The following is a 25,816-nucleotide window of genomic DNA, read 5'->3' on the forward strand; positions in this document are numbered from 1 at the left end:
GTTCAACCGCCACCACCGATCCCGATCGCCCGGCCCTTTGCCGCGCGGCCAGATCGGGACGATACGAGGATCACCATGGCGAACACCCCGTCGGCCAAGAAGGCGACGCGCAAGATCGCCCGCCGCACCGCCGTGAACAAGGCGCGCCGCAGCCGCATGCGCACCTTCATCCGCAAGGTCGAGGAAGCGATCGCGACGGGCAACCAGCAGGCCGCGCTCGACGCCCTGAAGAACGCTCAGCCGGAGCTGATGCGCGCCGCCCAGAAGGGTGTGCTGCACAAGAACACCGCTTCGCGCAAGGTCGCGCGCCTGACGCATCGCATCAAGGCACTGCAGGCCTGAGGCCACAGAGGCGGCACCCACCATGCCGCCGAGCGGGCCTGCGAACGGGTCCAAAGGAGCCTGGCCTTGGCCGGGCTCTTTCCTTTTGGGGCGGCGACACGGACCGTTCTGGCGGCCTGACCGGGGCACCGGCCCGGCGACTCGGCACGGCGCAGAAACGGCGCCATCGCCGGCAGGTTTTCCGGCGTCGGACGGCTTGACAAAACGGCGTCTTGCCGGGGTGGTGCGACCGCAGCCTGGTCGCCGTGACCGCGCAGACAAAATGCCGTGCTGACAAAACTTTAGGGGGCAAAGGGCTGCACCCGGCCCGAATCCCTCCCGCCCGAGGCGGCCCGGACGCGTCCGTCGGCCGATCGAAACAATGCCTTCCAGGCGCCTCCGCGCTTTCGGTCGCGCCTTTAAACTCGCTGGATCCACAAGGAGTTGCACGCAATTGCCCCCGCCTCGCGAGAGCCCGCCGATCGATTTGCGCGCCCCGGTATGACAACACAACCGATAGTCGTGTTGCGTCGGATCGGCCCTTGGCGTAGGGTCATCTCACCTCGCCGCCACGGCTGAGGCTCTCAATAGCAAGTCAGAAGCATTAAGCCTCATTTCGGGGGAGGGGTTCGTGTTGTCTCGAAGACAAAGCGTCGTGCCACGCAGTTGCTTCAGCTCGAACCCATTGACTCATCCCCGTGGATTGCGGAAAAGCCTGTCGATACAGGCAAGGGATCGGACAAGCGGCATAAGAACGAACGAATAAGAACTTTTCCTACATAGCTGGTCCGGATTCGATTGCAGCGAGAGCACCGGGGTGTCGTTGCCGCGAGATGGCGACGGCAGACGGGGTTCTTTTTGCGGAACTCAATCGTCGGTAGCGAAAAGCGTCCAGCGGCGCTGCGGGGTGACCTGCATCGCACGGGTGCTTTCTGCACCAAACAAGAAGAACGAGGAGCTGGGGCGATGTACAAAGGCGAAGAGAGCGTGATCGAAACCAAGGGTGTGGCCGCTCCGCACGGACACGTGCCCTATATCGATGACGCTCGCGGCGCCGCCGGCGGCAGCGAGGACCTGTCAGACGCCTGGGGACGCGTGCGCCGCCGGCTGCGGGCCGAACTCGGCGAGGACGTGTTCTCGAGCTGGTTCGGCCGGCTGGAGTGCGACGGTCTTGCGGCCGGGACCGCCCGCCTGTCCGTGCCGACCCGCTTCCTCAAAAGCTGGATCGAGTCGCACTACGCCGATCGCGTTCTGGCGGTCTTCAAGGCCGAGCATGCAGCGGTCAGCCGCGTCGCCTTCTTCGTCCGCGGCGCGGTGACGCGCGAAATGCCCGTGGCCGCCCGCCCGAGCGAGCCGGCCACGGCCCCCGCGCGCGCGGCCGCCCCTGTCGTGGCGCGTCCTCGCGTCGCAGACGAGGCGCGCGAGAGCACGAGCGAGAAGGCCGCGGCCCCGGATCTTGCCGACGACAGCGCCGCCAATGCGCTCGACCCGCGCCTCACCTTCTCCACCTTCATCGTCGGCCGCTCGAACGCCCTCGCCCATGCCGCCGCCGACCGCATCGCCCGCCATGACGGCGGCGCGCCGCTCTACAATCCGCTCTATCTCCATGCCGGCGTCGGCCTCGGCAAGACGCATCTCATGCAGGCCATCGCCCATGAGGCGCAGGGCCGCGGCAAGCGCGTCATCTACCTGACGGCCGACCGTTTCATGTACGGTTTCGTGGCCTCGCTGAAGGCCCAGACGGCCCTTGCCTTCAAGGAGCGCCTGCGCGGCATCGACATGCTCGTCATTGACGACGTGCAATTCCTTCAGGGCAAGTCGATCCAGCAGGAATTCGGCCACACCATCAACGCCCTGCTCGATGCCGGGCGGCAGATCGTCGTGGCGGCGGACCGTCCGCCATCGGACCTCGAGGCCCTCGACGAGCGCGTGCGCTCGCGCCTCGCCGGTGGTCTCGTCGTCGAGATGTGCCCGCTCGACGAGGAACTGCGCTCCCGCATCCTGTCGATGCGCATCGCCGCGGTGCAGGCGCTGCATCCCGCCTTCGAGGTGCCCGAGGCCGTCGTCGCCTATGTGGCCCGGGTCATCGCCACCAACGGGCGAGACCTCGACGGCGCGGTCAACCGCCTGCTCGCCCACGCGACGCTGACCGGCTCGCCCCTCACCGTCGAGACCGCCGAGGCAGCCGTGCGCGACCTGGTGCGCACCCGCGACCCCAAGCGCGTCAAGATCGAGGACATCCAGAAGCTCGTTGCCGGCCGTTACAACGTGTCGCGCGCCGACCTCCTCTCCGAGCGCCGTACGGCGGCCGTCGTCAAGCCGCGACAGATCGCCATGTACCTCTCCAAGGTGCTGACCCTGCGTTCGCTGCCCGAGATCGGCCGGCGCTTCGGCGGGCGCGACCACACCACCGTGCTGCATGCCGTGCGCAAGATCGAGAAGGCGGTGGGCGACGACCCGGCGCTGAACGAGGAGGTCGAGCTGCTCAAGCGCATGCTGCAGGAGTGAGCGGCCGCAGCCCAAGCTGCCGCGCCCGCCACTGTTGACACACCCGTTGCCGCCCTTGCACAAGGGCCGACAAGACGGCATTGTGCGTGCCCCGGTGGGCTATCAGCCAGCCGGGCAAGCGAGCCTCATGCGCCTTCGGGCGCCAAAGGGAAACGGGCGGTCATGAAGGTCACGGTCGAGCGGGCGGCGCTCCTCAAGTCGCTCGGGCATGTGCATCGCGTCGTCGAGCGGCGCAACACCATTCCGATCCTGTCGAACGTGCTGCTGCGCGCCGAGAGCGGCATGCTGCATCTCAAGGCGACGGACCTCGATCTCGAAGTCACCGAGGCGCTCGCCGCCGATGTGGAGATGGCGGGCGCGACCACCGTGCCCGCGCACGTGCTCTACGACATCGTGCGCAAGTTGCCCGACGGCTCCCAGGTCTCGCTCGAGACGGGCGGCGACACGAGCCAGATGCTGATCCGCTCGGGCCGTTCGCGCTTCACGCTGCAGGCCCTGCCCGAGAGCGACTTCCCCGACATCGCGGCCGGCGAGATGCCGCACCGCTTCACCCTGCCGGCGGGCGAGCTGAAGCGCCTCATCGACAAGACGCAGTTCGCGATCTCGACCGAGGAGACGCGCTACTACCTCAATGGCATCTATCTCCACACCATCGAGAGCAACGGCATGCCGGTGCTGCGCGCCGTGGCCACCGACGGGCACCGGCTCGCCCGCGTCGAGACCACGGCTCCCGAAGGCTCGGCCGGCATGCCCGGCGTCATCGTGCCGCGCAAGGCCGTGGCCGAGGTGCAGAAGCTGCTGGAGGACGCCGAGGCGCAGGCAAACGTCGAACTGTCCCCGAGCAAGATCCGCCTGTCGATCGGCTCGGTCGTCCTCACCTCCAAGCTCATCGACGGCACCTTCCCTGACTACCAGCGGGTGATCCCGGCCGGCAACGACAAGCAACTCGTCGTCGAGCGGGCGAGCTTTGCCGCCGCCGTCGACCGTGTCTCGACCATCTCCTCCGAGCGTGGCCGGGCCGTAAAGCTCGCCCTCGCCGACGGCCGGCTGACGCTCTCGGTCACAAACCCCGATTCGGGTAGCGCAACAGAGGAAATCGAGGTCGATTACGAGGCCGAAGCGCTCGATATCGGCTTCAACGCCCGCTACCTCCTCGACATCACGGCCCAGCTCGACGGCGACACGGCGCTGTTCAAGCTCGCCGACCCCGGTTCGCCGACACTGATCCAGGACCGCGAGGGCGCAAGCGCCCTCTATGTCCTGATGCCGATGCGGGTGTAAGCATCCGGACGGAACGGCGCGCACGCCTCGCCGGTCTGCGGCAAGAGGCGCGGCGGCGGTGCCGCGCCGCTGCGTGACGAGGCGATGACCGAGCAACCGCCATCCGCTGCATTGCCGCCGACGGGCGCGGCCGGGCCCTGCCGCGTGACGCGCCTCGGCCTGCGCGACTTCCGCAGCTATCGTGCCCTCGACGTCGACGTCGATGCGCCGCTCGTCGCCCTCGTCGGCGAGAACGGCGCCGGCAAGACCAACGTGCTCGAGGCGCTGTCGCTGTTCACGGCGGGCCGCGGCCTGCGGCGTGCCGACCTCGCCGCCATGGCGGCGCACGACGGGCCCGGCACCTTCTCCGTCTCCGTCACGCTCGACACCCGCTGGGGCGGTGTCCGGCTCGGCACGGGAACGGAGCGCGCGCCGGACGGCGGCCTTGCGCGCCGCTGCCGCATCGACGGCGAGACGGCGGGCTCCCCGGCCGCCTTCGCCGAGTATGTGCGCGTCGTCTGGCTGACGCCGGCGCTCGACGGCCTCTTCACCGGCACGCCCGGCGACCGGCGGCGCTTTCTCGACCGGCTCGTCCTCGCCGTCGACCCCGCCCACGGCACGCGCGTCAATGCCTTCGAGCGCGCCCTGCGCAGCCGCAACCGCGTGCTCGAGGAGCATCCCCGCAACACAGCCTGGCTCGACGCCATCGAGACCGAGCTCGCCGAGCTCGCCGTCGCCGTCGCCGCCGCCCGGCGCGAGACCGTCACCCGTCTCGCCGCCCTCATCCTCGCGGCCCGCGACGACGCCTCGCCCTTTCCCTGGGGCGATCTCGCCATCGCGGGCGCGTTCGAGGACATGGCCGCCGACCGGCCGGCCGTCGAGGTGGAGGATCTTTACCGCGCCCACCTCGCCGAGAGCCGCATGCGCGACCGGGCCGCCGGGCGCACGCTCGCCGGCCCGCAGGCGAGCGACCTCACCGTGCGCCACGGGCCGAAGGACACGCCGGCCGCCGAATGCTCCACCGGCGAGCAGAAGGCCCTCCTCATCGGGCTCGTGCTCGCCCATGCCCGCCTCGTTGCCGCCATGAGCGGCCTAGCCCCGCTCGTGCTCCTCGACGAGATCGCCGCGCATCTCGACCCGCGGCGGCGCGCCGCGCTTTACGGCACGCTTGCCGCACTCGGCAGCCAGGTCTGGATGACCGGCGCCGACCCGGCCCTCTTCGCCGACCTGCCCACGGACGCCGTGCGCTTCGCCGTGACGCCGGGCCGGCTCGCACCGGTCGCGCCCGCCGCATGAAACGAGCGCTGGCGCCGATCATGCTCACCGGGCAGGTCTGAGGCCATCGGACTGACCGGTCCATCGTCACGACGGCCCGTCGCCGCGGCAATTCTCGTGCAGGTCGCCTCCATCCTGCTGAAGCTCGGTGAGCCGCAGGAAGCCGACATCATCCGCCCTAGCCATGTCCCGGCACGGGATTGACCATCTTCAAGACGCACGCCGGCAGCTGGCCGATCCCGCAGTGGCGCTGCGCATCGGCGGCGTGCCGCTCTTTGCCGGCTTCATGTGCGGGCGTCGGCAAGCTGCACGTCACCCTCGCCCATCCGCCGCCGGAATGGTTACGCCGGCGATGCCGGACTTCGCGGATGCCGGCATTTCTGCTAAGAACGGGGCGGTCGCCGGGGAGAAGCGCTGATCCGCCCGCGACGCATGGAGTTGCTGCTGTTCATGTCCGGTCTCGACCTCACGGGTCTTCTCGTCTTCGCCGGTACGCTCGCCGTGGCGGCCGCCTCACCCGGTCCCGGCATCGCCGCGATCGTCGCGCGTGTGCTCGGCCGCGGCACACAGGGAGCCGCCGCCTTCACGGCCGGCCTCGCCATCGGCGATGTCGTGTGGCTGACCTTCGCCGTGACGGGCCTCGCCGTCCTCGCCCAGACCTTCCATGGCGTCTTCCTCGTGGTGAAATACGCCGGCGCGGCCTATCTGCTCTATCTTGCCTGGAAGCTGTGGAGTGCCCCGGCCGAAGCGCGCGAGATCGAGGCGGACCGCCGGCGTGAGCACCCGGTGAAGCTGTTCTTCGCCGGGCTCGCCGTCACGCTCGGCAACCCCAAGGTCATCGTCTTCTATCTCGCGCTCGTGCCGAACATCGTCGACCTCGCCCGCCTCGATGCCGTGGGCTATGTCGAACTCGTCGTCGTGACGCTGAGTATTCTCGCCGCGGTCTTCTCGGCCTATATCGTCCTTGCCGCCCGCGCGCGCCGCCTCTTCACGAGCGCTCAGGCGGTGCGCCTCGTCAACCGCGCCACCGGGACGGTGATGGCCGGCGCGGCCGTTGCGGTAGCGAGCCGTTGACGGGACGCATCGGAGCCAGGGCAAGGCTGCAAATGAGGCCGCAAAAGCGGCCGCAATACGTGCAATCGCCCGGTTGAGACACTAAATTCAATAGTCGAATCAAGCCTGTCGCACGCTTCGCGTGCGGCTCAGGATCATTGACAGGATTATCGCCCCATGGCCGAACCCGCTCGCGACCTCAACCCCGACTCCTACGGCGCCGATTCCATCAAGGTGCTCAAGGGGCTCGATGCGGTGCGCAAGCGCCCGGGCATGTACATAGGCGACACCGACGACGGCTCGGGCCTGCATCACATGGTCTACGAGGTCGTCGACAACGCCATCGACGAGGCGCTGGCCGGCCACGCCACCGAGGTCACGGTGACGCTCAATGCCGATGGCTCCTGCACGGTGACTGACAACGGCCGCGGCATTCCGACTGACCTGCATGCCGAGGAGGGTATCTCGGCTGCCGAAGTCATCATGACCCAGCTGCACGCCGGTGGTAAGTTCGACCAGAATTCGTACAAGGTCTCCGGCGGCCTGCACGGCGTCGGCGTCTCCGTCGTCAATGCCCTGTCGAGCTGGCTGAAGCTGCGCATCTGGCGCGGCGGCAAGGAACATTTCGTCGAGTTCCACCACGGCGATGCCGTGGCCCCGCTCACGGTCGTCGGCGAGGCGGGCGACAAGCGCGGCACGGAGGTGACCTTCCTGCCGAGCCCTCAGACCTTCTCCATCACCGAATTCGACTATGCGACGCTGGAGCACCGACTGCGCGAGCTCGCCTTTCTGAATTCGGGTGTGCGCATCGTCCTCACCGACAACCGGCATGCCGAGCGCAAGCGCGAGGAGCTGTGCTACGAGGGTGGCGTCGAGGCCTTCGTGCGCTATCTCGATCGCACCAAGAGCCCGCTCATCACCAAGCCGGTGGTGCTACGCGGCGAGCGCGACGGCATCGGTGTCGAAATCGCCTTGTGGTGGAACGACAGCTACCACGAGACGGTGCTCGCCTTCACCAACAACATTCCGCAGCGTGACGGCGGCACGCATCTGGCGGGCTTCCGGGCCGCGCTGACGCGCCAGATCACGGGCTATGCCGAGGCGAGCGGTCTCACGAAGAAGGAGAAGGTCTCGCTCACCGGCGACGACTGCCGCGAAGGCCTCACCGCCATCATCTCGGTGAAGGTGCCCGATCCGAAGTTCTCCTCCCAGACCAAGGACAAGCTCGTCTCCTCGGAGGTGCGACCTGTGGTCGAGGGGATCATGAACGAGGCCCTGTCGACCTGGCTCGAGGAGAATCCCTCCGACGGCAAGACAGTGGTGAGCAAGGTCGTCGAGGCCGCCGCGGCTCGCGAGGCGGCGCGCAAGGCGCGCGAGCTGACGCGGCGCAAGGGCGCGCTCGACATCGCCTCCCTGCCCGGCAAGCTCGCCGACTGCCAGGAACGCGACCCGGCCAAAGCCGAACTCTTCATCGTGGAGGGCGATTCGGCCGGCGGCTCTGCCAAGCAGGGCCGCGCGCGCGAATATCAGGCCGTGCTGCCGCTGAGGGGGAAGATCCTCAATGTGGAGCGCGCGCGCTTCGACAAGATGCTGTCGAGCCAGGAGATCGGCACGCTGATCACCGCTCTCGGTACCGGCATCGGCCGCGAGGAATTCGCGCCCGACAAGCTGCGCTACCACAAGATCATCATCATGACGGACGCGGACGTGGACGGCTCCCACATCCGCACGCTGCTGCTCACCTTCTTCTTCCGCCAGATGCCGGAGCTGATCGAGCGCGGGCACCTCTACATCGCGCAGCCGCCGCTCTACAAGGTCACGCGCGGCAAGTCGCAGCAGTACCTGAAGGACGAGCGGGCGCTTGAGGACTATCTCATCGACGGCGGCCTCGAGGGCGCGCTCCTGCGGCTCGGCAACGGTGAGGAACGCGCCGGCGCCGACCTGCGCTCCCTCGTCGAGGAGGCGCGCTTCGTGCGCCAGATGCTGGGCAGCCTGCACACCCGCTACAACCGCACCGTGGTTGAGCAGGCGGCCATCGCCGGGGCGCTGCGCCCGCAGGTGGCGGAGGAGCCGGCCGAAGCTGAAGCGGCGGCCAGCTATATCGCCCGCCGCCTCGACGCCATCGCCGAGGAGACCGAGCGTGGCTGGGAAGGCCGGGCGGAAGCCGGCGGCTTCGTCTTCGCTCGCACGGTGCGCGGCGTGCGCCAGGCGGTGAGTCTCGACGCGGCGCTCCTCGCGTCCTCCGAGGCGCGCAAGCTCGATGAGCGCGCCGCGAGCCTGCAGGACGTCTATGCCAAGCCCGCCACCTTCGTGCGCCGCGGCGACGAGAGGACGATCGACGGGCCCGTCAGCCTCTTCGACGCCGTCATGGCCGCCGGCCGCAAGGGCATACAGTTGCAGCGCTACAAGGGCCTCGGCGAGATGAACCCGGACCAGCTCTGGGAGACGACACTCGACCGCGAGAACCGCTCGCTCCTGCAGGTGAAGATCCGCGAGGTCGACGAGGCCGACGACATCTTCGTCAAGCTGATGGGCGACATCGTCGAGCCGCGGCGCGAGTTCATCCAGGAAAACGCCCTGTCGGTGGCGAACCTCGACGTGTGACGGCGGCGGCAGATTGCCGGCGGCGCACGCCCGCAATCCGGCCCGCCTGCCCGCCGTCAGCGGGCGACTTCGACCAGCGGCCCGACGACGGCCGAGCCGCCGGCCCCAAGCTGGAAGTTCTTGCCGACATAGTCGAACGAGAACAGCTGAAGCTCCTTCCGGATCGGCACGCCCGAGGGCGAGTGCCGCCACACGTTCGGTGCCTCGATCGTGGTGTGGATCGCCGTCACGCCGCGCGGCCCGATGCCGCCGCCGATGGACGAGACCGTGCTCAGGCTGTCGCCCAGTTCCTCCCAGGTGATGGGCAGCGGCGACGTGAGCGGCTCGAAGTCCATGTTGGTTCCGGCCGGCGAGGTCAGGAGCGTCTGCACCGCCTGCTTCACCGGCCCGCCCTTCAGGCTCAGCGACTGGCCGAACCCGGCACTCGGCGCAATATAGGCCCGCTGCTCGCCGGTCGTCCTGTTGCGGAAGACGAAGACGTTGAAGCCGATCACGACACCCGGCAGGATGTTCGACACCGCGCCGCCCGGCGAGGCAACCGCCCAGTCCGAATAACGCTGCCCGCCCGGCAGCGGCGGCAGGGGCCGCGGCCGTGGCTTGATGTCGGGTGGAGGCGGCGGAGGCGGGATGTCGCCGATGAAGATGTGGACCTCCACCGCGCGCATGTCGGCCGAATTGTCGCTTTCGGCGGCGTTGTAGCCTTCCTCGCCGCGCGCTTCCCAGAGGTCGATGGCGCTGAGGGCGCGCTCGTCGAGGCCGCCGATGAACTTGAGGACCGCATTGGTCCGGTCGTTCGACAGGCGCTTGTTGTAGTTGGCGTCCCCGATCTTCGAGGCGAAGCCGATCAGCCACATGTGGAAGCCGGACTGGCTCTTCACATAGGCCATCTTCTCCGACAGCCATTGCTTGTGCTGTCCCTCGAGGGCCGCGCTGCCCGTATCGAAGTCGATCAAACGGCCCTTGATATAGGCGTTCGATCGTACATATGGGCCGACAACCTGTTCCCTGACCGGTGGCGTTTTCCTGGCCATGATGGTCCTCCCGTCCGGAGATGACCGAAAGCGGAAATAGCTTAGCATTGGCCGCGCCAGGCGACGTGATTTCCCGCACCGCCCGACGCGAACCGCCTGTGGCCTTGCGGCCACGCATGGCAGCGACATGCGCCGTCCTGCCGGACCGGACTTGCCCAAGAACTGATCGCGCAGTACAAGGAGTGCCCCTAACTCACCCCGCAGGAGGGCGGACATGACAGTTATCCGTCATACGCAGATGCCCTTTGCCATGCTGCGGGCGGGCGCCGGCATTTCTCCCGGCGGGCGCAAGCGCCGTTAGGTCGCGAGCGGCTTAGGCCGCCGACCCCACTTTCCACCTCCTATCCATTTCGGGACCGGGCCTTGGCCCGCGCGCCGTCGTGCGCGCGTCGCCGGCGCCAGTTTCCCTCATAAGGGCCGCCCGCGCCGCGCGGGCGTGATCGAACCGTGACCGCCGAACAGACCCGGCGCACGGGGGCTTTTCGCCCCGTGCTCGCCTTCCTCTGGCGCCGATGGCGATGCCATCCCGCGCTGCTCGCCGCCCTCATCGGCGGCCTCGTCGTCGCCACCGTCGCCGACGTGCTGGTGCCCGTCTTCGCCGGCCAGCTTGTCGACGCCATCGCCCGCAGCGGCGAGACCGGACGCGAGGAGGCGCTCGCAGCCGCGCTCGTCGCGCTCGGCCTGCTTGCGCTCATGGGGCTCCTGGTGCTCGCCGGCCGCATGACGGGCATCCTCGCCATCATCGAGCTGACGCTGAAGGTCATGAGCCGCACCGGCTCGGATGCCTTCGAGCGCGTGCAGCGCTTCTCGTCGGACTGGCACGCCAACAGCTTCGCCGGTTCGACGGTGCGCCGCATCAGCCGCGGCATGTGGGCCATCGACCTTGTCGGCGATACCATCTTCATCGCTCTCCTGCCCTCGGCCATGGTGCTCTTGGGTGCGACGCTGCTGCTCGGCTGGCGCTGGCCCCTCATGGGCCTCCTCGTCGCAGCCGGCGGCGTACTCTATGTCGTGCTGACGGTGCTCCTGTCGCTGCTCTGGGTGGCGCCCGCGGCCCGGCTGTCGAACAGCTGGGACACGAAGCTCGGCGGCGCCATGGCCGATGCCATCGGCGCTAATGCCGTGGTCAAGGCCTTCGGTGCGGAAGCCCGGGAGGACGCACGCCTCGCCGCCCTGATCGACAAGTGGCGTCGCCGCACGCGGCGCACCTGGCTGCGCAGCTCCGGCTCGGAGGCACTGCAGATCGTCACCCTCCTCGCCCTGCGCATCGGCATCGTCGCCGTCGCCCTGTGGCTGTGGTGGCGCGACGAGGCAAGCGCCGGCGACCTCGCCACGGTGCTCACCATGTTCTTCATGGTGCAGGGCTACCTGCGCGACGTTGGCTACCACATCTCCAACCTGCAGCGCGGCGTCAACGAGATGGAGGAACTCGTGGCCATGCACGACACGCCACTCGGCGTGGAGGACCTGGCGGATGCGCGGCCCCTGTCCGTCAAGCGGGGGGAGATCGTGTTCGAGCGTGTCGACTTCCGCTACGGCGGCCACCCGACGCCGCTCTACCGCGACCTCAACCTCACGATAGCGCCCGGCGAGAGCCTCGGCCTCGTCGGCCCGTCCGGCTCGGGCAAGACGACGCTCGTCAAGCTCATCCAGCGCCTGCACGACGTCACCGGCGGCCGCGTGCTGATCGACGGGCAGGACGTGCGCCATGCGACGCAGGCATCGCTGCGTGCCCAGATCGCCATCGTGCAGCAGGAGCCGGTGCTGTTCCACCGCTCGCTGGCCGAGAACATCGCCTATGCGAAGCCGGGGGCGACGATGGAGGAGATCCGGCGCGCAGCGGCGCTCGCCAATGCGGACGCCTTCATCAACCGCCTGCCCCGCGGCTATGCGACGCTCGTCGGCGAGCGCGGCGTCAAGCTCTCGGGCGGCGAACGCCAGCGCGTCGCCCTGGCGCGGGCCTTCCTCGCCGATGCGCCGATCCTCATCCTCGACGAGGCGACCTCGGCCCTCGATTCGGAGAGCGAGGCGGCGATCCAGCAGGCCATGGCGCGGCTCCTCAAGGGCCGCACGGCGCTCATCATCGCCCACCGTCTGTCGACGGTGCGTGCGGTCGACCGCATCCTCGTCTTCGACCACGGCGTCGTCGTCGAGGAGGGCAGCCACGAGGAACTCGTGGCCCGGCCCGGCGGCCTCTACCGCCGCCTGTTCGAGCGCCAGGCGCTGGAGCTGACGGACGGCTGGCGGCCATGAGGCCGCCGGCCCGCGGAGCGCGGCTTGATCTCAACCCTGGTCGAGGTTCTATAACGCCGCTCCGCCCTCGAGCCACCCGCCGGACCCGCGATCCGGCCGGGCGTGCAACGAAGCGAAGGAGCCACCATATGCCCCTGGCCATGCTCTTTCTGCCCGCCTGAGGAGGCGGCAAAGGTCTCGCTTTCCCGCTGCGGCGGCCCTCCCCGCCGGCCGCAGCTCCATCGATTTTCGTCTGGACGCCATGTTCCGCTTCTTCGAAACCCTCGTCGATCCGTTCCCCAGGGCCGAGGCCGTCGCGCCGCCGCGCCGGCTGGTGCCGTTCGTGATGCATTATTCGCGCCCGGTGCTGCCCTGGCTGATCGTCATGGCGGTGCTGACGGCGGTGATCTCGATCATCGAGATCAGCTTCGTCGGCTTCATGGGCTCATTGGTCGACTGGCTGGCCAAGGCGGACCGCGCCACCTTCTTCGAGACGCACGGCTGGCCGCTCATCGGCATGGCGCTGCTCGTCGTCGTCGGTTTTCCGCTCGCCGTCCTCGCGCAGTCGCTCGTCACCCACCAGACGATCTTCGGCAATTATCCGATGATCGCGCGCTGGCTGACGCACCGCTATATCCTCGACCAGAGCATGGCCTTCTTTCAGGACGAGTTCGCCGGCCGCGTCTCGCAGAAGGTGATGCAGACGGCGCTCGCCGTGCGTGAGACGGTGATGAAGCTCATGGACGTCGCAGTCTATGTCATCACCTACTTCCTCGGCGCGCTGGTCCTCCTCGCCAGCGCCGACCTGCTCCTGATGCTACCGCTCGTCCTCTGGCTCCTCGCCTATGCCGGGCTCATGATCTTCTTCGTCCCGCGGCTCAGGGCCATTTCCATGCAGCAGGCCGATGCCCGGGCCGAGATGACCGGACGGGTGGTCGACAGCTACACCAACATCCAGACCATCAAGCTCTTCGCCCACACTCGCCGTGAGCTCGACTACGCGCGCGATGCCATGGGCGGCTTCATGGACACCGTCTATCGGCAAATGCGGCTCGTGACGTGGCTCACGGTCGGGCTGCACACCACCAACGCCCTGCTGCTCGCCGGCGTCGCCGGCCTGTCGATCTACGCCTGGCACCAGTCGGCGCTGTCGATGGGCGCCATCGCCGTCGGCATCGCCATTGTGCTGCGCCTGCGCGGCATGTCGGACTGGTTCCTGTGGGAGGTCGCCGGGCTCTTCGAGCAGATCGGCACGGTGCAGGACGGCATGAACACCATCGCCCGGCCGACCGCCATCAAGGACCGGCCGGACGCGCGCGAGCTCGTCGTGTCCAGAGGCGAGATCCGCTTCGAGCACGTGCGCTTCAACTACGGGCGCGCGTCCGGCGTCATCGACGATCTGTCGCTCGTCGTGAGGCCCGGTGAGAAGGTCGGCCTCGTCGGCCGCTCGGGCGCCGGCAAGTCGACGCTCGTCAACCTGCTGCTGCGCTTTTACGATGCCGAAAGCGGGCGCATCCTCATCGACGGGCAGGATATCGCCGGCGTCACCCAGGCGTCGCTGCGCCGGCAGATCGGCATGGTGACGCAGGACACCTCGCTCCTGCACCGCTCCATCCGCGACAACATCGCCTACGGCCGGCCGGAAGCGAGCGAGGAGGAGATCCGGGCGGCCGCCCGGATGGCCCATGCCGACACGTTCATCGACGACCTCACCGATCCGGCGGGCCGCCACGGCTACGACGCCCATGTGGGCGAACGTGGCGTCAAGCTGTCCGGCGGCCAGCGCCAACGCATCGCCATCGCCCGCGCGCTCCTGAAGGACGCGCCGATCCTCGTGCTGGACGAGGCGACCTCCGCCCTCGATTCGGAGATCGAGGCGGCCATCCAGGAGCAGCTCTATGCCCTGATGGAGGGCAAGACGGTGATCGCCATCGCCCATCGCCTGTCGACCATCGCCGTGCTCGACCGGCTCGTCGTCATGGACGGCGGCCGCATCGTCGAGACCGGCACGCACGAGGAACTCCTGGCCCGCGGCGGCCTCTACGCCGCCCTGTGGCATCGCCAGTCCGGCGGCTTCCTCGGCATCGAGACGGACGAGGCGAGCGAGACGGCACCGGCCTGAGGCGTTACTGGCCCGCTGCGTCACCGGGGCGCGAACAGCTCCGGCCGCCGCAGGCGCAGCGTCTGCACGAGGGCGAAGGTCTTGAGGTCGGTCAGTCTGCCCCCGTCGGCCATAACGGCGAGCGTGGCGAGCGGCAGCTCGTGGACGGTGATGCGCTCGCCGTCCTCGTCGAGCCCGCCACCGTCCTCGACCCGGTCGGCCTCACGGTATTCGGCGAGGAAGAGCGAGCAGCGCTCGGTGGAGAGGCCCGGCATCGTCCAGGCGCGCACCACGTTGACGAGGCGATCGAGCCGCACGCCCGTCTCCTCCAGCACCTCGCGCCGGGCGCAGGCGGCGGATTCCTCTCCCTCCTCGAGCCCGGCCGGCACCTCGAGCACCCTGTCGCCGCCCTCGCGCAGGATGGGCGCACGGCACTGGCTGGTGAGCAGCGCCACGCCGCGCTCGGGGTCGAAGGCGAGCACTGCCACGGCCGTGCCATGATTCTCCACCTCGCGGTGGATGACGAAACCGTCCTCGAAACGGATCGTGGCGACCTCCACCGTCGTCCAGCCGTCATAGACGATGTGCGTTTCCTCGATACGAGCCGTCATGTCGCCTTCCTTGCGCCATCCTGCGACCGCCGCCCGGCCACGACGATCATCGTTCACCACGACTTTGACGCGAACGCGACAGGAATCGCGTCTCATTACGACATGTTGCGCCTGCCTCCCACCAGCTTCGGCCCTTTGGCAGGCGCTGCCGGTCTTGGCGCGCCTTGCCTCAGGCAGCTAATGATGGGCCGCGCGCTCGCGGGTGCGAATCGCACGGAACCGGTCGCCGGATGGCCGGGAGCCGAAACGAGGAGTGGGATGAAGGTCGGGATCGACATGGGGGTGACGCAGGCGGGCACATCCGCCCTGCTCGATCTTGAGGAACTGCTCGCGACGCGCCTGCTCGTGCAGGGCAATTCCGGCTCCGGCAAGTCGCACCTGCTGCGCCGCCTGCTGGAGCAGAGCACTCAGTGGGTGCAGCAGGCCGTGATCGACCCCGAGGGCGACTTCGTCACCCTGGCCGACCGCTTCGGCCATGTGGTCGTCGATGCAAGCCGCAGCGAGAACGACCTGACCCGCATCGCCGCACGTGTGCGCCAGCACCGCGTCTCCGTCGTCCTCAACCTCGAGGGCCTCGACTCCGAGATGCAGATGCGCTGCGCCGCCGCCTTCCTCGGCGGCCTCTTCGACGCCGAGCGCGACTATTGGTATCCGATGCTCGTCATCGTCGACGAGGCGCAGCTCTTCGCCCCGGCGGCGGCCGGCGAGGTGTCGGACGAGGCGCGCAAGGTCTCGCTCGGCGCCATGACCAACCTGATGTGCCGCGGCAGGAAGCGCGGTCTCGCCGGCGTCATCGCCACCCAGCGCCTCGCCAAGCTCGCCAAGAACGTGGCGGCGGAAGCCTCGAACTTCCTCATGGGGCGCACTTTCCTCGACATCGACATGGCGCGCGCCGCCGACCTCCTCGGCATGGAGCGCCGCCAGGCCGAGATGTTCCGCGACCTCGACCGGGGCCGCTTCGTCGCCCTCGGCCCGGCCCTGTCGCGCCGGCCGCTGCCGGTGACCATCGGCGCCGTCGAGACGAGCGCCCGCAGCGGCAGCCCGCGGCTCCTGCCCCTGCCCGAGCAGCCGCCCGAGGATGCGCACGAGCTGATCTTCACGCCCGCAGAGCCCGAGCCCGTGCGCCCGCCGCCGCGCCGGCCCGTCGCACCGCCGCCGCCCTCGACCAACGACATCCTCGCCCAGCTCGTGCGTGCAAGGCCCGAGCCGCCGGCGCCGAGCGAGCCAGCGGAGCCGCCGATGCCGCCCGCCGAACGCGACGCGCTGATCGACGCCGTGCTCGCGGAAGTGCTCGCCGACCCCGATTCGGCCTTCCGCTCCATCGCCGTGCTCTACCAGGACTTCCTCGTGCGCTGCCGCATCCGCCGGGTGCCGGGCGCACCGCCGGACCTGCCGGCCTTCCGCCGCCGCCTCGCCATGGCGCGCGCCGGCATCGATGCGCAGAGCGCCGCCGAGGAAGGTCCCTGGCATGCGGCGGTCTCGCTGGCGGCGACCTTGCCGGAGGACATGCACGGCGTCTTCCTGATGCTCGCCCGCGCCGCCCACGACGGCGCCCGCTGCCCTTCGGATGCCGCGGTTGCCCGCGCCTACGGCACGCATTCGGCCGGGCGAGCAAGGCGCCTCATCGCCTATATGGAAGAGCGCGGCGTCATCGTCTGCCGCAACGACTTCCGCAACAACCGCGTCATGGCCTTTCCCGATCTCGGCTGGGAGACGGCGCCGGGCGACCCGAACGGGCCCGATGCCGCATTCGGCAGCGAGACGGGCGTGGAGGCCGGCCCTGAAGAAACCTCCACCGCCGGCGCCGCATAGTTAACGGAAAGTCAACGGGATCGGGCACACCCTGGCCATCATTGCTGCTATGCTGGCCGTGGCCGGCGGTCGCCGCTGTCCGGCGGACAGCGAGCGACGAGACACCGGAATGATGCCGTGACGAAGACCGAGCGCCCCCGCCTCAGCCTCGCCGCCCTCCTCTCGGATGGGCGCCTCGCCATCATGCTGGCCCTCGGCTTCAGCGCCGGCCTGCCCTTCCTCCTCGTCTTCAGCACCCTGTCGGCCTGGCTGCGCGAGGCCGGCATCTCGCGCACCGATATCGGGCTCCTGAGCTACGTCGCTCTTGCCTACAGCTTCAAGTTCGTCTGGGCACCGGTGATCGATCGTCTCGACGTGCCGGTGCTGTCGGGCCTCGTCGGCCGGCGCCGCGCCTGGATGCTGACGGCGCAGGGCGGCATTGCGCTCGGCCTCGTCGGCATCGCCCTGAGCGATCCAGGAACGAGCCTCGGCGTCACGGTGGTCTGCGCGCTCGTCGTCGCCTTCTTCTCGGCGACGCAGGATGTCGTCATCGACGGCTGGCGCATCGACGCCGCCCCCACCGAGCGGCAGGGCATGATGTCGGCCGCCTACCAGCTCGGCTATCGCCTCGCTCTCATCTGCGCCGGCGCGGGCGCGCTCTATATCGCCGATTTCGTCGACTGGCGCAGCGCCTATCTCGCCATGGCCGCCGTCATGGCGGTCGGCGTCGGCGCGAGCCTGCTCGCCCCCAATCTCGACATCGGCCGCGAGCGCGCCGCGCCGCGGGGCACCTCCTTGCTGGCACGCGCCCAGGAAATGGTGGTCGAGCCCTTCGCCGACCTCGCCCGCCGCAAGGGCCCCTTGATCGTCGCCATCCTCGCCCTCGTCGCGCTCTTCCGCCTGCCGGATTTCGTCGCCGGCGTGATGGCCAATCCCCTCTACATCGACCTCAGCTTCTCCAAGTCCGAGATCGCCAGCGTCTCCAAGCTCTACGGCGTGTGGATCGGCATTCTCGGCGCCTTTGCCGGCGGCATCGCGGCGACGCGCCTCGGCCTGTGGACCACCCTGCTCATCGGCGCCGTCAGCGCCGCCGCCTCGAACCTGATGTTCGCCTGGCTGGCGCTCGAGGGGCACAACCTCAATCTCCTGATGCTCAGCATCAGCCTCGACAACTTCGCCGGCGGCTTCGCCGGAACGGCGCTGATCGCCTACATGTCGAGCCTGACCTCGCCCGCTTTCGCGGCGACTCAATACGCACTCCTCAGCTCGCTCTACGCCCTGCCCGGCAAGGTCGTCGGCGGCCTCTCCGGCTACATGGTGGACAGCTTCGGCTATCCGACCTTCTTCATCCTCACCGCCGCCATCGGCATCCCGACGACGCTCCTGTGCATCGCCCTCAGGGGCAGCATGGCGGAGAAGAAGGAGGATGAGGAGGCGACCGCCGTGCCGGCCGGTGCCCCAGCCCCCACGCCCGCGGCGCGTGGCTGAGGCCCGTCAGCCGAGAAGGGCGAGCCCGGCGACCGAGATGGCGAGGATGACGAGCGTCACGCCGGTGGCGATGACGACATGTCGCCAGCCAAGACTTGCCAGCGCCCGCGGCGACGTGCCGAGGCCGAGCGCGGCGATGGCGAGCAGCAGCCCGGTGCGCGAGGCCTCGTTGAGCACTCCCGTGACCGGGCCGGGCAGCAGGGCGTAGCTGTTGACGAGGACGAGTGCTAGGAAGACGAGCGCGAAGACCGGCACGGGCACGCGCGCCCGCGCCGTGCTGCCGCCCTGGCTCGCGAAATAGAAGGCGACGGCGAGGACGACCGGCAGCAGCAGGAAAACGCGGAAGAGCTTGACCACCACCGCCGTATTGCCCGCCACCTCCGACACCGCGTAGCCCGCGCCGGCAACCTGGGCGACATCGTGGATCGCCGCCCCGAGGAGGGCGCCGGTCATGCGCTCGTCGAAGCCGACGAAGGCCGCGAGCGGCGGGTAGAGCAGCATGGCGAGCGTCGCCAGGGCGTTCACCGCCACGACGACGAAGGCAACGTCGGCTTCCCTTTCCTTGTAGTCCGGCAGCACGCTGACCGTGGCAAGGGCCGCCGAGGCGCCGCAGACGGCTGTGGCACTGCCGACGAGCGCGCCATACGCATCGCTACGGCCGAAAAGGCGCGCCAGGCACACGCCCGAGACGAGCGTCGCCGCCATGCCGGCGACGACCACGACCATGACCTGCCAGCCAAGGCCGAGGACGTCACCGACGGCGATTTTCAGTCCGAGCAGCGCGACGGCCCAGCGCAGCACCTTCTTGACGCAGAAGGTGAGCCCCGGCCTGAAGACCAGCCGTTGTGCCACCGGATTGAGCAGGATGCCGATGACGAGCGCCAGCACCATCGCCGGCAGGCCAGCGGTGGCACCGAAGAGGGCAGCGGCAAGGCGCGCCGCGGTGGGCTCGAGCAGCGTCGCGACGACGCCGACCGCCGCCGCGAGCAGGACCCCTGGCACGACATCGCCAAGGCCGCCCATGCGCCCGTTCAGGCGCCCGCGCGCCGCGGGCGACGAAGCTTCGGCGGTCGATCCGGGGGTGGAGGCGGTCATGGGCGAGGCACCGGCTGCAATCCGCCCCTCTCTATCCCCGCTCGCCGCAACCGGGAATGGCGGAAGGCGGGCAACGCCCATGCGCCAGCCGCGTACCATGCGCCAGCCGCGTAGCGCGCTCAGCGCACCGGCCGGCGGAATAGCGGCTCCGGCAGACCGGGCACCGGCGCGCGCATGGAGAAGATGCCGCCGGACTGCGGCAGGCGCGCAAGTTCCTCCTCCGGCCGCCCGTCCCGCGCCGAGGTGACGAAGATCGTCTGCAGGTCCGCCCCGCCGAAGGCGATCATGGTCGGGCACCGGGCGGGCACCGGATATTCGGCGAGGAGCTCGCCCTGCGGCGAATAGCGCTGGATGCGGCCGCCCTCGAAGAGGGCCGTCCAGTAGCATCCCTCAATGTCCACCGCCGCACCGTCGGGCCGACCCCGGTCGGCTTCCGTCGGCGTCAGGCGCACCCATTCCTCGCGGTCGGCGAATTCTCCGGTCTCGATGTCGTAGCGCTGGCGATAGACAGTGAAGGCCGGCGTATCGGAATGATAGAGCCAGGTGCCGTCCGGGCTGAAGGCGAGGCCATTGGACGTGAGCAGACCGCCGATGAGAGGTGCCAGGCCGCCCTCGTCGAAGCGGTAGAGATGCGCCTTGCCGCCGGCCTTGGGCTCGTCGATGGTACCGACGAGGAAACGCCCCGCCGGGTCCGTGCGCCCGTCGTTGAACCGGCTCACGGCATGGTCCTCGGGATTGGCAGCGAGGCGCTCGCGCACCGTGCCGTCCGCCTCGACGAAGAAGAGACCCGTGCGCAGCGCCGCGATGAAGCCGCCGCCCTCGACGAGCACCACCGAGCCGATGTCCTCTGGCATCGCCATGGCCTCGTCCACGCCCGTCGCGGGGTCGAAGCGATGCAGGGCCCGGCCTTTGATGTCCACCCAGTAAAGAGCCTGCTCCGCCACAGACCAGACCGGGCTTTCGCCGAGGCGGGCGCGTGCGTCGAGCACGCAGGTGAAGGGTGACCCCTCGCTCATGTGGCTTCGCTCCGTGTTGTTGATCTTCTCAATAGGGCAGTCGCCGCCCCCGCGCACCGTTTTTCGTCGCGCTTTCCACTTTGCGCATACCAGCGGCGCATTCAGCGCCGAGCGAAGCCGCCTGCTGCAGAATGGCGCCCGAAAATAATAAATGCTCCGTAATTCATCGCGCCTCTGCCCTCTTTGGAATTATTTCAATTTAGATTTTTCGATTTTTACTTGCCAACTACCGTGTATCTATTGCAGCAAAGCACATATGCCTGCCTGCCGCAGGGCGACCGCGACAGGTGAAAACAGACCGACAGCGAACGAGGCCGGACATGATTGCAACTCAGCCGCCTGCCGGGCGCGAGGCACGGCGATGGATCGCCTTGCACATCGCTGGCGCCGCGATAGGCCGCCTCGCGATCGTTCTTGTTTTCGGCGCGCTCTCGATCGCCGCCGTCGAGGCGCAGCAGGACACGGCGCAGCCCGGCGCTGCTGCCCCCGCGCAACAGGAAACCGCGCCGCAGGCCGCGCCGGCAGCGGATCAGCCTGTCGCGACCGAAGGAGCGGAGCCTGCGACAGCAATGCCGGCGCCCCCGCCCGCCGGGGAGCATGCTGCTCTGAACGACGCCGCGCCCCCGGGGGTGACAGCCCTGCTGCCGCACGACCTGTCGCCCTGGGGCATGTTCATGGCGGCCGACTGGGTCGTCAAAGCGGTCATGATCGGCCTTGCCTTCGCCTCTGTCGTCACCTGGACCCTGTGGCTCGCCAAGACGCTCGAACTTGCGGCCGCGCGGCGCGCCGCCCGGCGGGTCAATGCCGCGCTCGCCCGGGCCGCGACGCTGGACGACGCCCTCGAGGCGATCTTCGACCGCGACCGCGTTGCAGCGCGCAGCCCGGCGGCGAACCTGTCGCGAGCGGCGCAGGGCGAGGTGGAGCGCTCCGGCGCCATGCCGGCCGACGGCATCAAGGAGCGTGTCGCCATCTCCATCGCCCGCATCGAGGCGAATGCCGCCCGGCGCATGACGCGCGGCACCGGCCTCCTCGCCACCATCGGCGCCACGGCTCCCTTCGTCGGCCTCTTCGGCACCGTCTGGGGCATCATGAACTCCTTCATCGGCATCTCACAGGCGCAGACGACCAACCTCGCCGTGGTGGCGCCGGGCATTGCCGAGGCGCTCCTCGCCACGGCCATCGGCCTCGTCGCGGCCATCCCCGCGGTCATCATCTACAATGCCTTTACGCGCTCCATCGGCGGCTACAAGGCACTCCTCGCCGATGCCGGCAGCGAGGTGATGCGCCTCCTCTCGCGCGATCTCGACCGTCGCGACCTTGCCGCCCAGGGACGGCGCACGAACCTGCGCGCCATCTCCGGCCTGCCTGCCGCGGCGGAATGAACAGGCAGCACCATGGCCGTCCAGCTCGACCACCGGGATGACGATCTCGCCGAAACGCACGAGATCAACGTCACGCCGTTCATCGACGTCATCCTCGTGCTGCTCATCATCTTCATGGTGGCCGCGCCGCTCGCCACCGTTGACGTGCCGGTGGACCTGCCCGTGTCGAACGCCGCCCAGCAGCCGCGGCCCGACCGGCCGCTCTACCTCACCATCAGGGCAGACCTCGGCCTCACCCTCGGCGAGGAGACGGTGACCCGCGAGGGTCTTGCCGCCGCGCTCGATGCAGCGACGAAGCGCAACCGCGAAGAACGCATCTTCTTGCGCGCCGACCAGGCCGTGGCCTATGGCGATGTCATGCAGGTAATGAACGCGCTGCGCGCCGCCGGCTATCTCAAGGTGGCGCTCGTCGGGCTGGAGCAGGCGGCGGTCGCTGCGGCGCCCACGACGAGCCCCTGACGGATGCATCATCCCGGCTTCACCCCTGCGGAACATCCCGGCCGGCTGGCGTTGCGCTGGACGCTCGCCGGCTCCGTGGTGCTAGCCGTGCACGGCCTCGTCGCCATCGGCCTGCTGCGCTCGGCCACGCCGATCCAGGACCCCGGCGAGCCGCCGGCGGCCGTGATGGTCGACCTTGCGCCGCTTGCCGCCGCCCCACCGAGCGAGGCGAGCGACGAGGACACGACACCGGGCGAGGACGCCGACACACAGCCGGCGCCGACCGAGCAGCAGCCGCCCGAGCCGGCACCCGTGCCGGCAGAGCCCCGGCCGGAAGAGGCGACCAGACAGCCGCCGCCGGAGCCCCTGCCTGATCCCGTCGTCGAGCTGCCGGAGCCGGCGCCGACGCCCGATTTTGCCGAACTCGTGACGCCCGCGCAGGTGGCGGCGCTCGACATGCTGCCGCCGCCGCCCGACGTGCCGACGCCGGAGGTGATGCTGCCGGCCCCGACGCCGCCGCAGCGCCCGCCGGAGCTGACGCCACCCGAGAAGCCGAAGACCGCGGCCGTCCAGCCCAGGATGGAGCGCCGCCCTCCGCCACCACAACAGCGGCGCACGCGCGGCAGCCTCGCACCGCAGGAGAACGAGGCTGCCGCGCCGGCGGCGCCGCGCGAGGGCTCGGCCCCCGTGTCGGGTCAGACGAAGATGGAATGGGCCGGCAAGGTCGTGGCACACCTGCGCCGTCACATCCGCTATCCCGACCGCGCCCGCGCCGGCACCGTGACAGGTTCCGCACAGCTGTTGCTGCGGCTCGATGCGGCGGGCAACGTGCTCGCTGTGCGCATCGCGGCGAGCAGCGGCTCGCCCATCCTCGACGCCGCCATCATCGACGGCGCCAGGCAAGCGAGCCCCGTGCCCTCCCCCCCACCAGCCGTGATGCAGCAGGCGACGCTCAACGTTCGCGTGCCGGTCAACTTCACCCTGCGCTGACCGGTCCCCCGATCACACCATCACCGCGCGCAACAGCGCCATGTAGTCGTCGCCGGTCGCCGCACGCGGATTGGTGGCATTGCTGTGGTCGGCGAGGGCCTTCTCGACAACGCTCGGCAGCATGGCCTCGGTGACGCCGAGCGTCCTGATGCCCGCCGGGATGTTCAGGCGCCGGTTGAGCGCGTCGAGTTCGGCGGCGAGGTCCACCTCAGCCGGCAGGCCGAGCGCCGCCTTGATGCGCGCAAGCTTGTCGCCGACATGGCCGGCGTTGAAGCGCACCACCGGCGGCATCAGGATGGCGTTGAGCGTACCGTGATGCAGCGACGGCTCCTTGAGACTGCCGAGCGCATGGCTCAGCGCATGCACGGCCCCGAGCCCCTTCTGGAAGGTGAGGCCGCCCTCGAGCGCGCCCATCATCAGTTCGGTGCGCGCCGCGAGGTCGGAGCCGTCGGCAACGGCCCGCTCCAGGTTGCGCCAGATGCGGCCGGCGCCGTCGAGGGCGATGGCCTCGGCCGGCGGATTGTCGCGCGGCGACAGGAAGGTCTCGATGCAATGCGACAACGCATCAAGCCCCGTCGCCGCCGTCAGACCCGGCGGCAGGCCGAGCGTCAGCTCCGGATCGCACAGGGCGAGCCGCGGGATGAGATGCTGGCTGATGATGCCCACCTTGCGCCCGTCGGCCAGCGTCATCAGGCTGGCGCGCCCCACCTCCGCGCCGGTGCCGGCCGTCGTCGGTATGGCGACGAGCGGCGCGACCGCTGCCGTGATATGGACCATGCCGCCGTCGATGGCGGCATAGCGCGCGAGCGGCGCCGGATGCGTGGCGAGCAGCCCCACCGCCTTGGCGAGGTCGATGGGCGAGCCGCCGCCGAGCGCCACGAGCCCGTCGCAGCCCTCCGCCTTGTAGAGCGCGAGCGCGGCGAGCGCCGCCTCCTCGGTCGGGTTCGTCGGCACGTCGAGGAAGACCGGCGTGCCCTCCGGGCAGAGCGCCCTGACGCGCTCGACGAGCGGCGTCGCGGCAAGGCCGCGGTCACTGACGAGGAGCGGGCGCCGGATGCCGAGGCCCGTGAGGCTCTCAGGCAGCTTGGCGAGACTGCCCGGCCCGAACTCCGTCGTCGTCAGGTAAGAGATGATGCCCACTGCTTCCCCCTATTCCGCCTTTGTATCTTTCCGCGCGGCCCCGCCGGTCAGTCCGGATCAGCCGCAGCATCGGCCGCGAGGTCGAGCCGCCCCTCGACGACGGCCCGCCCCCTGATGGTGGCGCCCGGCTCGAGCCCGGCGCACAGGAACCAGAACGCATGGTCGCCGGCCGGCACGGCAAGATCGAGGTCGATCCGCAGCCGGTCGCTAACCACCGCGGCGGCATGCACCACCCGGTCGTCGTTCCAGACGATGGCATAGCCGATCTGCCGGCGCGGCATCGGCTCGTCGAGCTCCAGCGTCAGCCGCTCGTAACGCAGGGGCAGCAAGGAATAGTCGACACATTCGTGCGCAATGCGCCCGTATTCGTCGACCTCGACGGAAAACGACGCCTCGAAACGCATACCGACACCACGACCCGACTGAACGCCACATGACGCAACTTGCACTTCTACCAGCGAAACATGATTCGTGCCGCTGGCGCAGGGCCGCCGCTGCATGGCAGCCATGGCTTCATGTCTCTCAACAGGAATGTCGCGCAGCGTGCCGCCGTTCAGCCCGCCGGCGCATCGGCAGGCGTTGCCGCAAAGCGGATCGCCGCACCGCCCGCGGCCTTGGCCGCATAGAGCGCAGCATCAGCCTCGCGCATCAGATCATCGACGACGGCGCCGACGAGCGGGCGGAGGGCAACGCCGACGGCAGCGGAAACGGCATGGCGCCGACCGTCGATCACGATCGGCTCCCCGATGACCTCAACGAGCCGCTGGGCGACGGCCGCGGCATCCTCTCGGCCGGTAATGTTGGGACAGAGAACCGCAAACTCGTCCCCGCCGAGCCGGCTCAAGGTAGCCTCCCGCGGCAGCGCGCCGCCGAGGCGCTGCGCCACGACGACGAGCAGCCGGTCGCCGACCGGGTGGCCGTGCCGGTCGTTGACCGCCTTGAAGCCGTTGAGGTCGATCAGCATGAAGGCGAGGGTGGCACCGGCACGCTCCGGCCGTGCGCGCATCTCCTCGAAGGCCCGACTCAGCACGCGCCTGTTGGGCAGGCCCGTCAGCGGGTCGAGCATGGCAAGCTGCTCGGCCTCTTCGGCCCGCTCTTCTGCGGCGACCCGCCGCGCCTCTTCGCGGCGCTGCTCGGAGAGCCGGCGCAGCGAGAACAGGAAGAGCACGATGCCGAGGATGAGGCCGAGCAGCAAGGCCTCGTCGATCTCGATCTTCTTCTCCGGCGGATCGGTGACATAGCCGCTCGTGAAGATATCGTACTGCCAGGCGACGAGCACCGCGAGCGCCATGGCCGACACGAGCAGGAAGAGATCCTGCAGCGTGCTGCGCAAATGCCAGTCGGATGGCCTGATGGCGCCGTGGATCGCGGGCGTGCTCACGGGGGTCCTACCTCATCCGGCGGGACGGTTGTCCCAGACGTTGTCACTACAACAGTGCATACCGCTTGCCAAAGAGGCGAAGATGCAAAAACGGGCGGC

General features: G+C 69.4%; 20 protein-coding genes. 13 read left to right on the plus strand and 7 right to left on the minus strand.

What is annotated here, in order from left to right:
- Positions 1–75 precede the first annotated feature (75 nt).
- The 6 genes from rpsT (at position 76) to gyrB (ending at position 9,021) form a co-directional block, all read left to right on the plus strand.
- Entirely contained in the window at positions 76–342 is a 267-nt protein-coding gene (rpsT, locus tag P2T65_RS06185) for a 30S ribosomal protein S20 (protein ID WP_055460772.1), read from the plus strand.
- Positions 343–1,287: 945 nt separating this feature from the next.
- Positions 1,288–2,829 carry a chromosomal replication initiator protein DnaA gene (dnaA, locus tag P2T65_RS06190; RefSeq protein ID WP_245282655.1) on the plus strand — a complete coding sequence of 514 codons (1,542 nt, stop codon included), beginning with the start codon at positions 1,288–1,290 and terminating at the stop codon, positions 2,827–2,829.
- A gap of 162 nt (positions 2,830–2,991) precedes the next feature.
- On the plus strand, positions 2,992–4,110 hold the full coding sequence (gene dnaN / locus P2T65_RS06195; protein ID WP_055460773.1) for a DNA polymerase III subunit beta: 1,119 nt from the start codon (positions 2,992–2,994) through the stop codon (positions 4,108–4,110).
- An 84-nt stretch (positions 4,111–4,194) separates the two neighbouring features.
- Positions 4,195–5,385 (plus strand): DNA replication/repair protein RecF, encoded by a 1,191-nt coding sequence (gene recF / locus P2T65_RS06200; RefSeq protein WP_276199419.1) that lies wholly within the window; start codon positions 4,195–4,197, stop codon positions 5,383–5,385.
- Positions 5,386–5,814: 429 nt separating this feature from the next.
- Positions 5,815–6,438, plus strand: a complete 624-nt coding sequence (locus P2T65_RS06205) for a LysE family translocator (RefSeq protein ID WP_071924340.1) — start codon at positions 5,815–5,817, stop codon at positions 6,436–6,438.
- A 156-nt stretch (positions 6,439–6,594) separates the two neighbouring features.
- Positions 6,595–9,021 carry a DNA topoisomerase (ATP-hydrolyzing) subunit B gene (gene gyrB, locus P2T65_RS06210; RefSeq protein WP_055460775.1) on the plus strand — a complete coding sequence of 809 codons (2,427 nt, stop codon included), beginning with the start codon at positions 6,595–6,597 and terminating at the stop codon, positions 9,019–9,021.
- A 56-nt stretch (positions 9,022–9,077) separates the two neighbouring features.
- On the opposite strand, the gene P2T65_RS06215 is transcribed toward gyrB, so the two are convergent.
- Entirely contained in the window at positions 9,078–10,052 is a 975-nt protein-coding gene (locus P2T65_RS06215; protein WP_055460776.1) for an OmpA family protein, read from the minus strand.
- Between the two features lie 447 nt (positions 10,053–10,499).
- Here P2T65_RS06215 and P2T65_RS06220 point away from each other — a divergent pair, with 447 nt between their 5' ends.
- Together P2T65_RS06220 and P2T65_RS06225 are read left to right on the plus strand one after the other, a co-directional pair.
- On the plus strand, positions 10,500–12,305 hold the full coding sequence (locus tag P2T65_RS06220) for an ABC transporter ATP-binding protein (protein ID WP_063189673.1): 1,806 nt from the start codon (positions 10,500–10,502) through the stop codon (positions 12,303–12,305).
- Positions 12,306–12,546: 241 nt separating this feature from the next.
- Positions 12,547–14,406, plus strand: coding sequence for an ABC transporter ATP-binding protein (locus P2T65_RS06225; protein ID WP_055460778.1), 1,860 nt, complete (start codon positions 12,547–12,549; stop codon positions 14,404–14,406).
- 20 nt (positions 14,407–14,426) lie between these two features.
- Here the strand turns inward: P2T65_RS06225 and P2T65_RS06230 are convergent, their stop codons facing one another.
- Complete coding sequence (locus P2T65_RS06230; protein WP_055460779.1) at positions 14,427–14,996, minus strand: NUDIX hydrolase; 570 nt, start codon at positions 14,994–14,996, stop codon at positions 14,427–14,429.
- A gap of 258 nt (positions 14,997–15,254) precedes the next feature.
- Here P2T65_RS06230 and P2T65_RS06235 point away from each other — a divergent pair, with 258 nt between their 5' ends.
- Both P2T65_RS06235 and P2T65_RS06240 read left to right on the plus strand, forming a co-directional pair.
- Positions 15,255–16,808: an ATP-binding protein gene (locus tag P2T65_RS06235; protein WP_276199420.1), complete on the plus strand. Its 1,554-nt coding sequence runs from the start codon at positions 15,255–15,257 to the stop codon at positions 16,806–16,808.
- A 117-nt stretch (positions 16,809–16,925) separates the two neighbouring features.
- On the plus strand, positions 16,926–18,275 hold the full coding sequence (locus tag P2T65_RS06240; protein WP_055460781.1) for an AmpG family muropeptide MFS transporter: 1,350 nt from the start codon (positions 16,926–16,928) through the stop codon (positions 18,273–18,275).
- A gap of 6 nt (positions 18,276–18,281) precedes the next feature.
- On the opposite strand, the gene P2T65_RS06245 is transcribed toward P2T65_RS06240, so the two are convergent.
- Together P2T65_RS06245 and P2T65_RS06250 are read right to left on the minus strand one after the other, a co-directional pair.
- A complete protein-coding gene (locus P2T65_RS06245) occupies positions 18,282–19,370 on the minus strand; it encodes a putative sulfate exporter family transporter (RefSeq protein ID WP_245282654.1) in 1,089 nt (362 codons plus the stop codon).
- A 119-nt stretch (positions 19,371–19,489) separates the two neighbouring features.
- On the minus strand, positions 19,490–20,386 hold the full coding sequence (locus P2T65_RS06250; protein WP_055460782.1) for an SMP-30/gluconolactonase/LRE family protein: 897 nt from the start codon (positions 20,384–20,386) through the stop codon (positions 19,490–19,492).
- 320 nt (positions 20,387–20,706) lie between these two features.
- Here P2T65_RS06250 and exbB point away from each other — a divergent pair, with 320 nt between their 5' ends.
- Genes exbB through P2T65_RS06265 form a run of 3 tightly spaced genes read left to right on the plus strand, consistent with a single transcriptional unit; the run spans position 20,707 to position 23,196 of the window.
- Complete coding sequence (gene exbB / locus P2T65_RS06255; protein ID WP_276199421.1) at positions 20,707–21,768, plus strand: tonB-system energizer ExbB; 1,062 nt, start codon at positions 20,707–20,709, stop codon at positions 21,766–21,768.
- A gap of 12 nt (positions 21,769–21,780) precedes the next feature.
- Positions 21,781–22,227: a TonB system transport protein ExbD gene (exbD, locus tag P2T65_RS06260; RefSeq protein ID WP_276199422.1), complete on the plus strand. Its 447-nt coding sequence runs from the start codon at positions 21,781–21,783 to the stop codon at positions 22,225–22,227.
- 3 nt (positions 22,228–22,230) lie between these two features.
- Positions 22,231–23,196: a TonB family protein gene (locus tag P2T65_RS06265; RefSeq protein WP_276199423.1), complete on the plus strand. Its 966-nt coding sequence runs from the start codon at positions 22,231–22,233 to the stop codon at positions 23,194–23,196.
- Between the two features lie 12 nt (positions 23,197–23,208).
- Here the strand turns inward: P2T65_RS06265 and P2T65_RS06270 are convergent, their stop codons facing one another.
- From P2T65_RS06270 to P2T65_RS06280, 3 genes are all read right to left on the minus strand, one after another.
- Complete coding sequence (locus P2T65_RS06270; RefSeq protein WP_071923008.1) at positions 23,209–24,336, minus strand: iron-containing alcohol dehydrogenase; 1,128 nt, start codon at positions 24,334–24,336, stop codon at positions 23,209–23,211.
- A gap of 47 nt (positions 24,337–24,383) precedes the next feature.
- On the minus strand, positions 24,384–24,740 hold the full coding sequence (locus P2T65_RS06275; protein ID WP_055460786.1) for a hypothetical protein: 357 nt from the start codon (positions 24,738–24,740) through the stop codon (positions 24,384–24,386).
- A 149-nt stretch (positions 24,741–24,889) separates the two neighbouring features.
- On the minus strand, positions 24,890–25,717 hold the full coding sequence (locus P2T65_RS06280; protein ID WP_063189658.1) for a GGDEF domain-containing protein: 828 nt from the start codon (positions 25,715–25,717) through the stop codon (positions 24,890–24,892).
- Positions 25,718–25,816: the final 99 nt, after the last annotated feature.

The organism is Chelatococcus sp. XZ-Ab1 (assembly GCF_029309855.1).
Classification (GTDB): Bacteria; Pseudomonadota; Alphaproteobacteria; order Rhizobiales; family Beijerinckiaceae; genus Chelatococcus_A; species Chelatococcus_A sambhunathii.

Bases quoted from the DNA above. Each gene is read 5' to 3' on its own strand.
- recF (WP_276199419.1), top strand. From the start codon at position 4,195: ATGACCGAGCAACCGCCATCCGCTGCATTGCCGCCGACGGGCGCGGCC.
- P2T65_RS06235 (WP_276199420.1), top strand. From the start codon at position 15,255: ATGAAGGTCGGGATCGACATGGGGGTGACGCAGGCGGGCACATCCGCC.
- exbB (WP_276199421.1), top strand. From the start codon at position 20,707: ATGATTGCAACTCAGCCGCCTGCCGGGCGCGAGGCACGGCGATGGATC.
- dnaN (WP_055460773.1), top strand. From the start codon at position 2,992: ATGAAGGTCACGGTCGAGCGGGCGGCGCTCCTCAAGTCGCTCGGGCAT.
- P2T65_RS06250 (WP_055460782.1), bottom strand. From the start codon at position 20,386: ATGAGCGAGGGGTCACCCTTCACCTGCGTGCTCGACGCACGCGCCCGC.
- P2T65_RS06205 (WP_071924340.1), top strand. From the start codon at position 5,815: ATGTCCGGTCTCGACCTCACGGGTCTTCTCGTCTTCGCCGGTACGCTC.
- gyrB (WP_055460775.1), top strand. From the start codon at position 6,595: ATGGCCGAACCCGCTCGCGACCTCAACCCCGACTCCTACGGCGCCGAT.
- P2T65_RS06215 (WP_055460776.1), bottom strand. From the start codon at position 10,052: ATGGCCAGGAAAACGCCACCGGTCAGGGAACAGGTTGTCGGCCCATAT.
- exbD (WP_276199422.1), top strand. From the start codon at position 21,781: ATGGCCGTCCAGCTCGACCACCGGGATGACGATCTCGCCGAAACGCAC.
- P2T65_RS06225 (WP_055460778.1), top strand. From the start codon at position 12,547: ATGTTCCGCTTCTTCGAAACCCTCGTCGATCCGTTCCCCAGGGCCGAG.
- P2T65_RS06245 (WP_245282654.1), bottom strand. From the start codon at position 19,370: ATGACCGCCTCCACCCCCGGATCGACCGCCGAAGCTTCGTCGCCCGCG.
- P2T65_RS06275 (WP_055460786.1), bottom strand. From the start codon at position 24,740: ATGCGTTTCGAGGCGTCGTTTTCCGTCGAGGTCGACGAATACGGGCGC.
- rpsT (WP_055460772.1), top strand. From the start codon at position 76: ATGGCGAACACCCCGTCGGCCAAGAAGGCGACGCGCAAGATCGCCCGC.
- P2T65_RS06265 (WP_276199423.1), top strand. From the start codon at position 22,231: ATGCATCATCCCGGCTTCACCCCTGCGGAACATCCCGGCCGGCTGGCG.
- dnaA (WP_245282655.1), top strand. From the start codon at position 1,288: ATGTACAAAGGCGAAGAGAGCGTGATCGAAACCAAGGGTGTGGCCGCT.
- P2T65_RS06230 (WP_055460779.1), bottom strand. From the start codon at position 14,996: ATGACGGCTCGTATCGAGGAAACGCACATCGTCTATGACGGCTGGACG.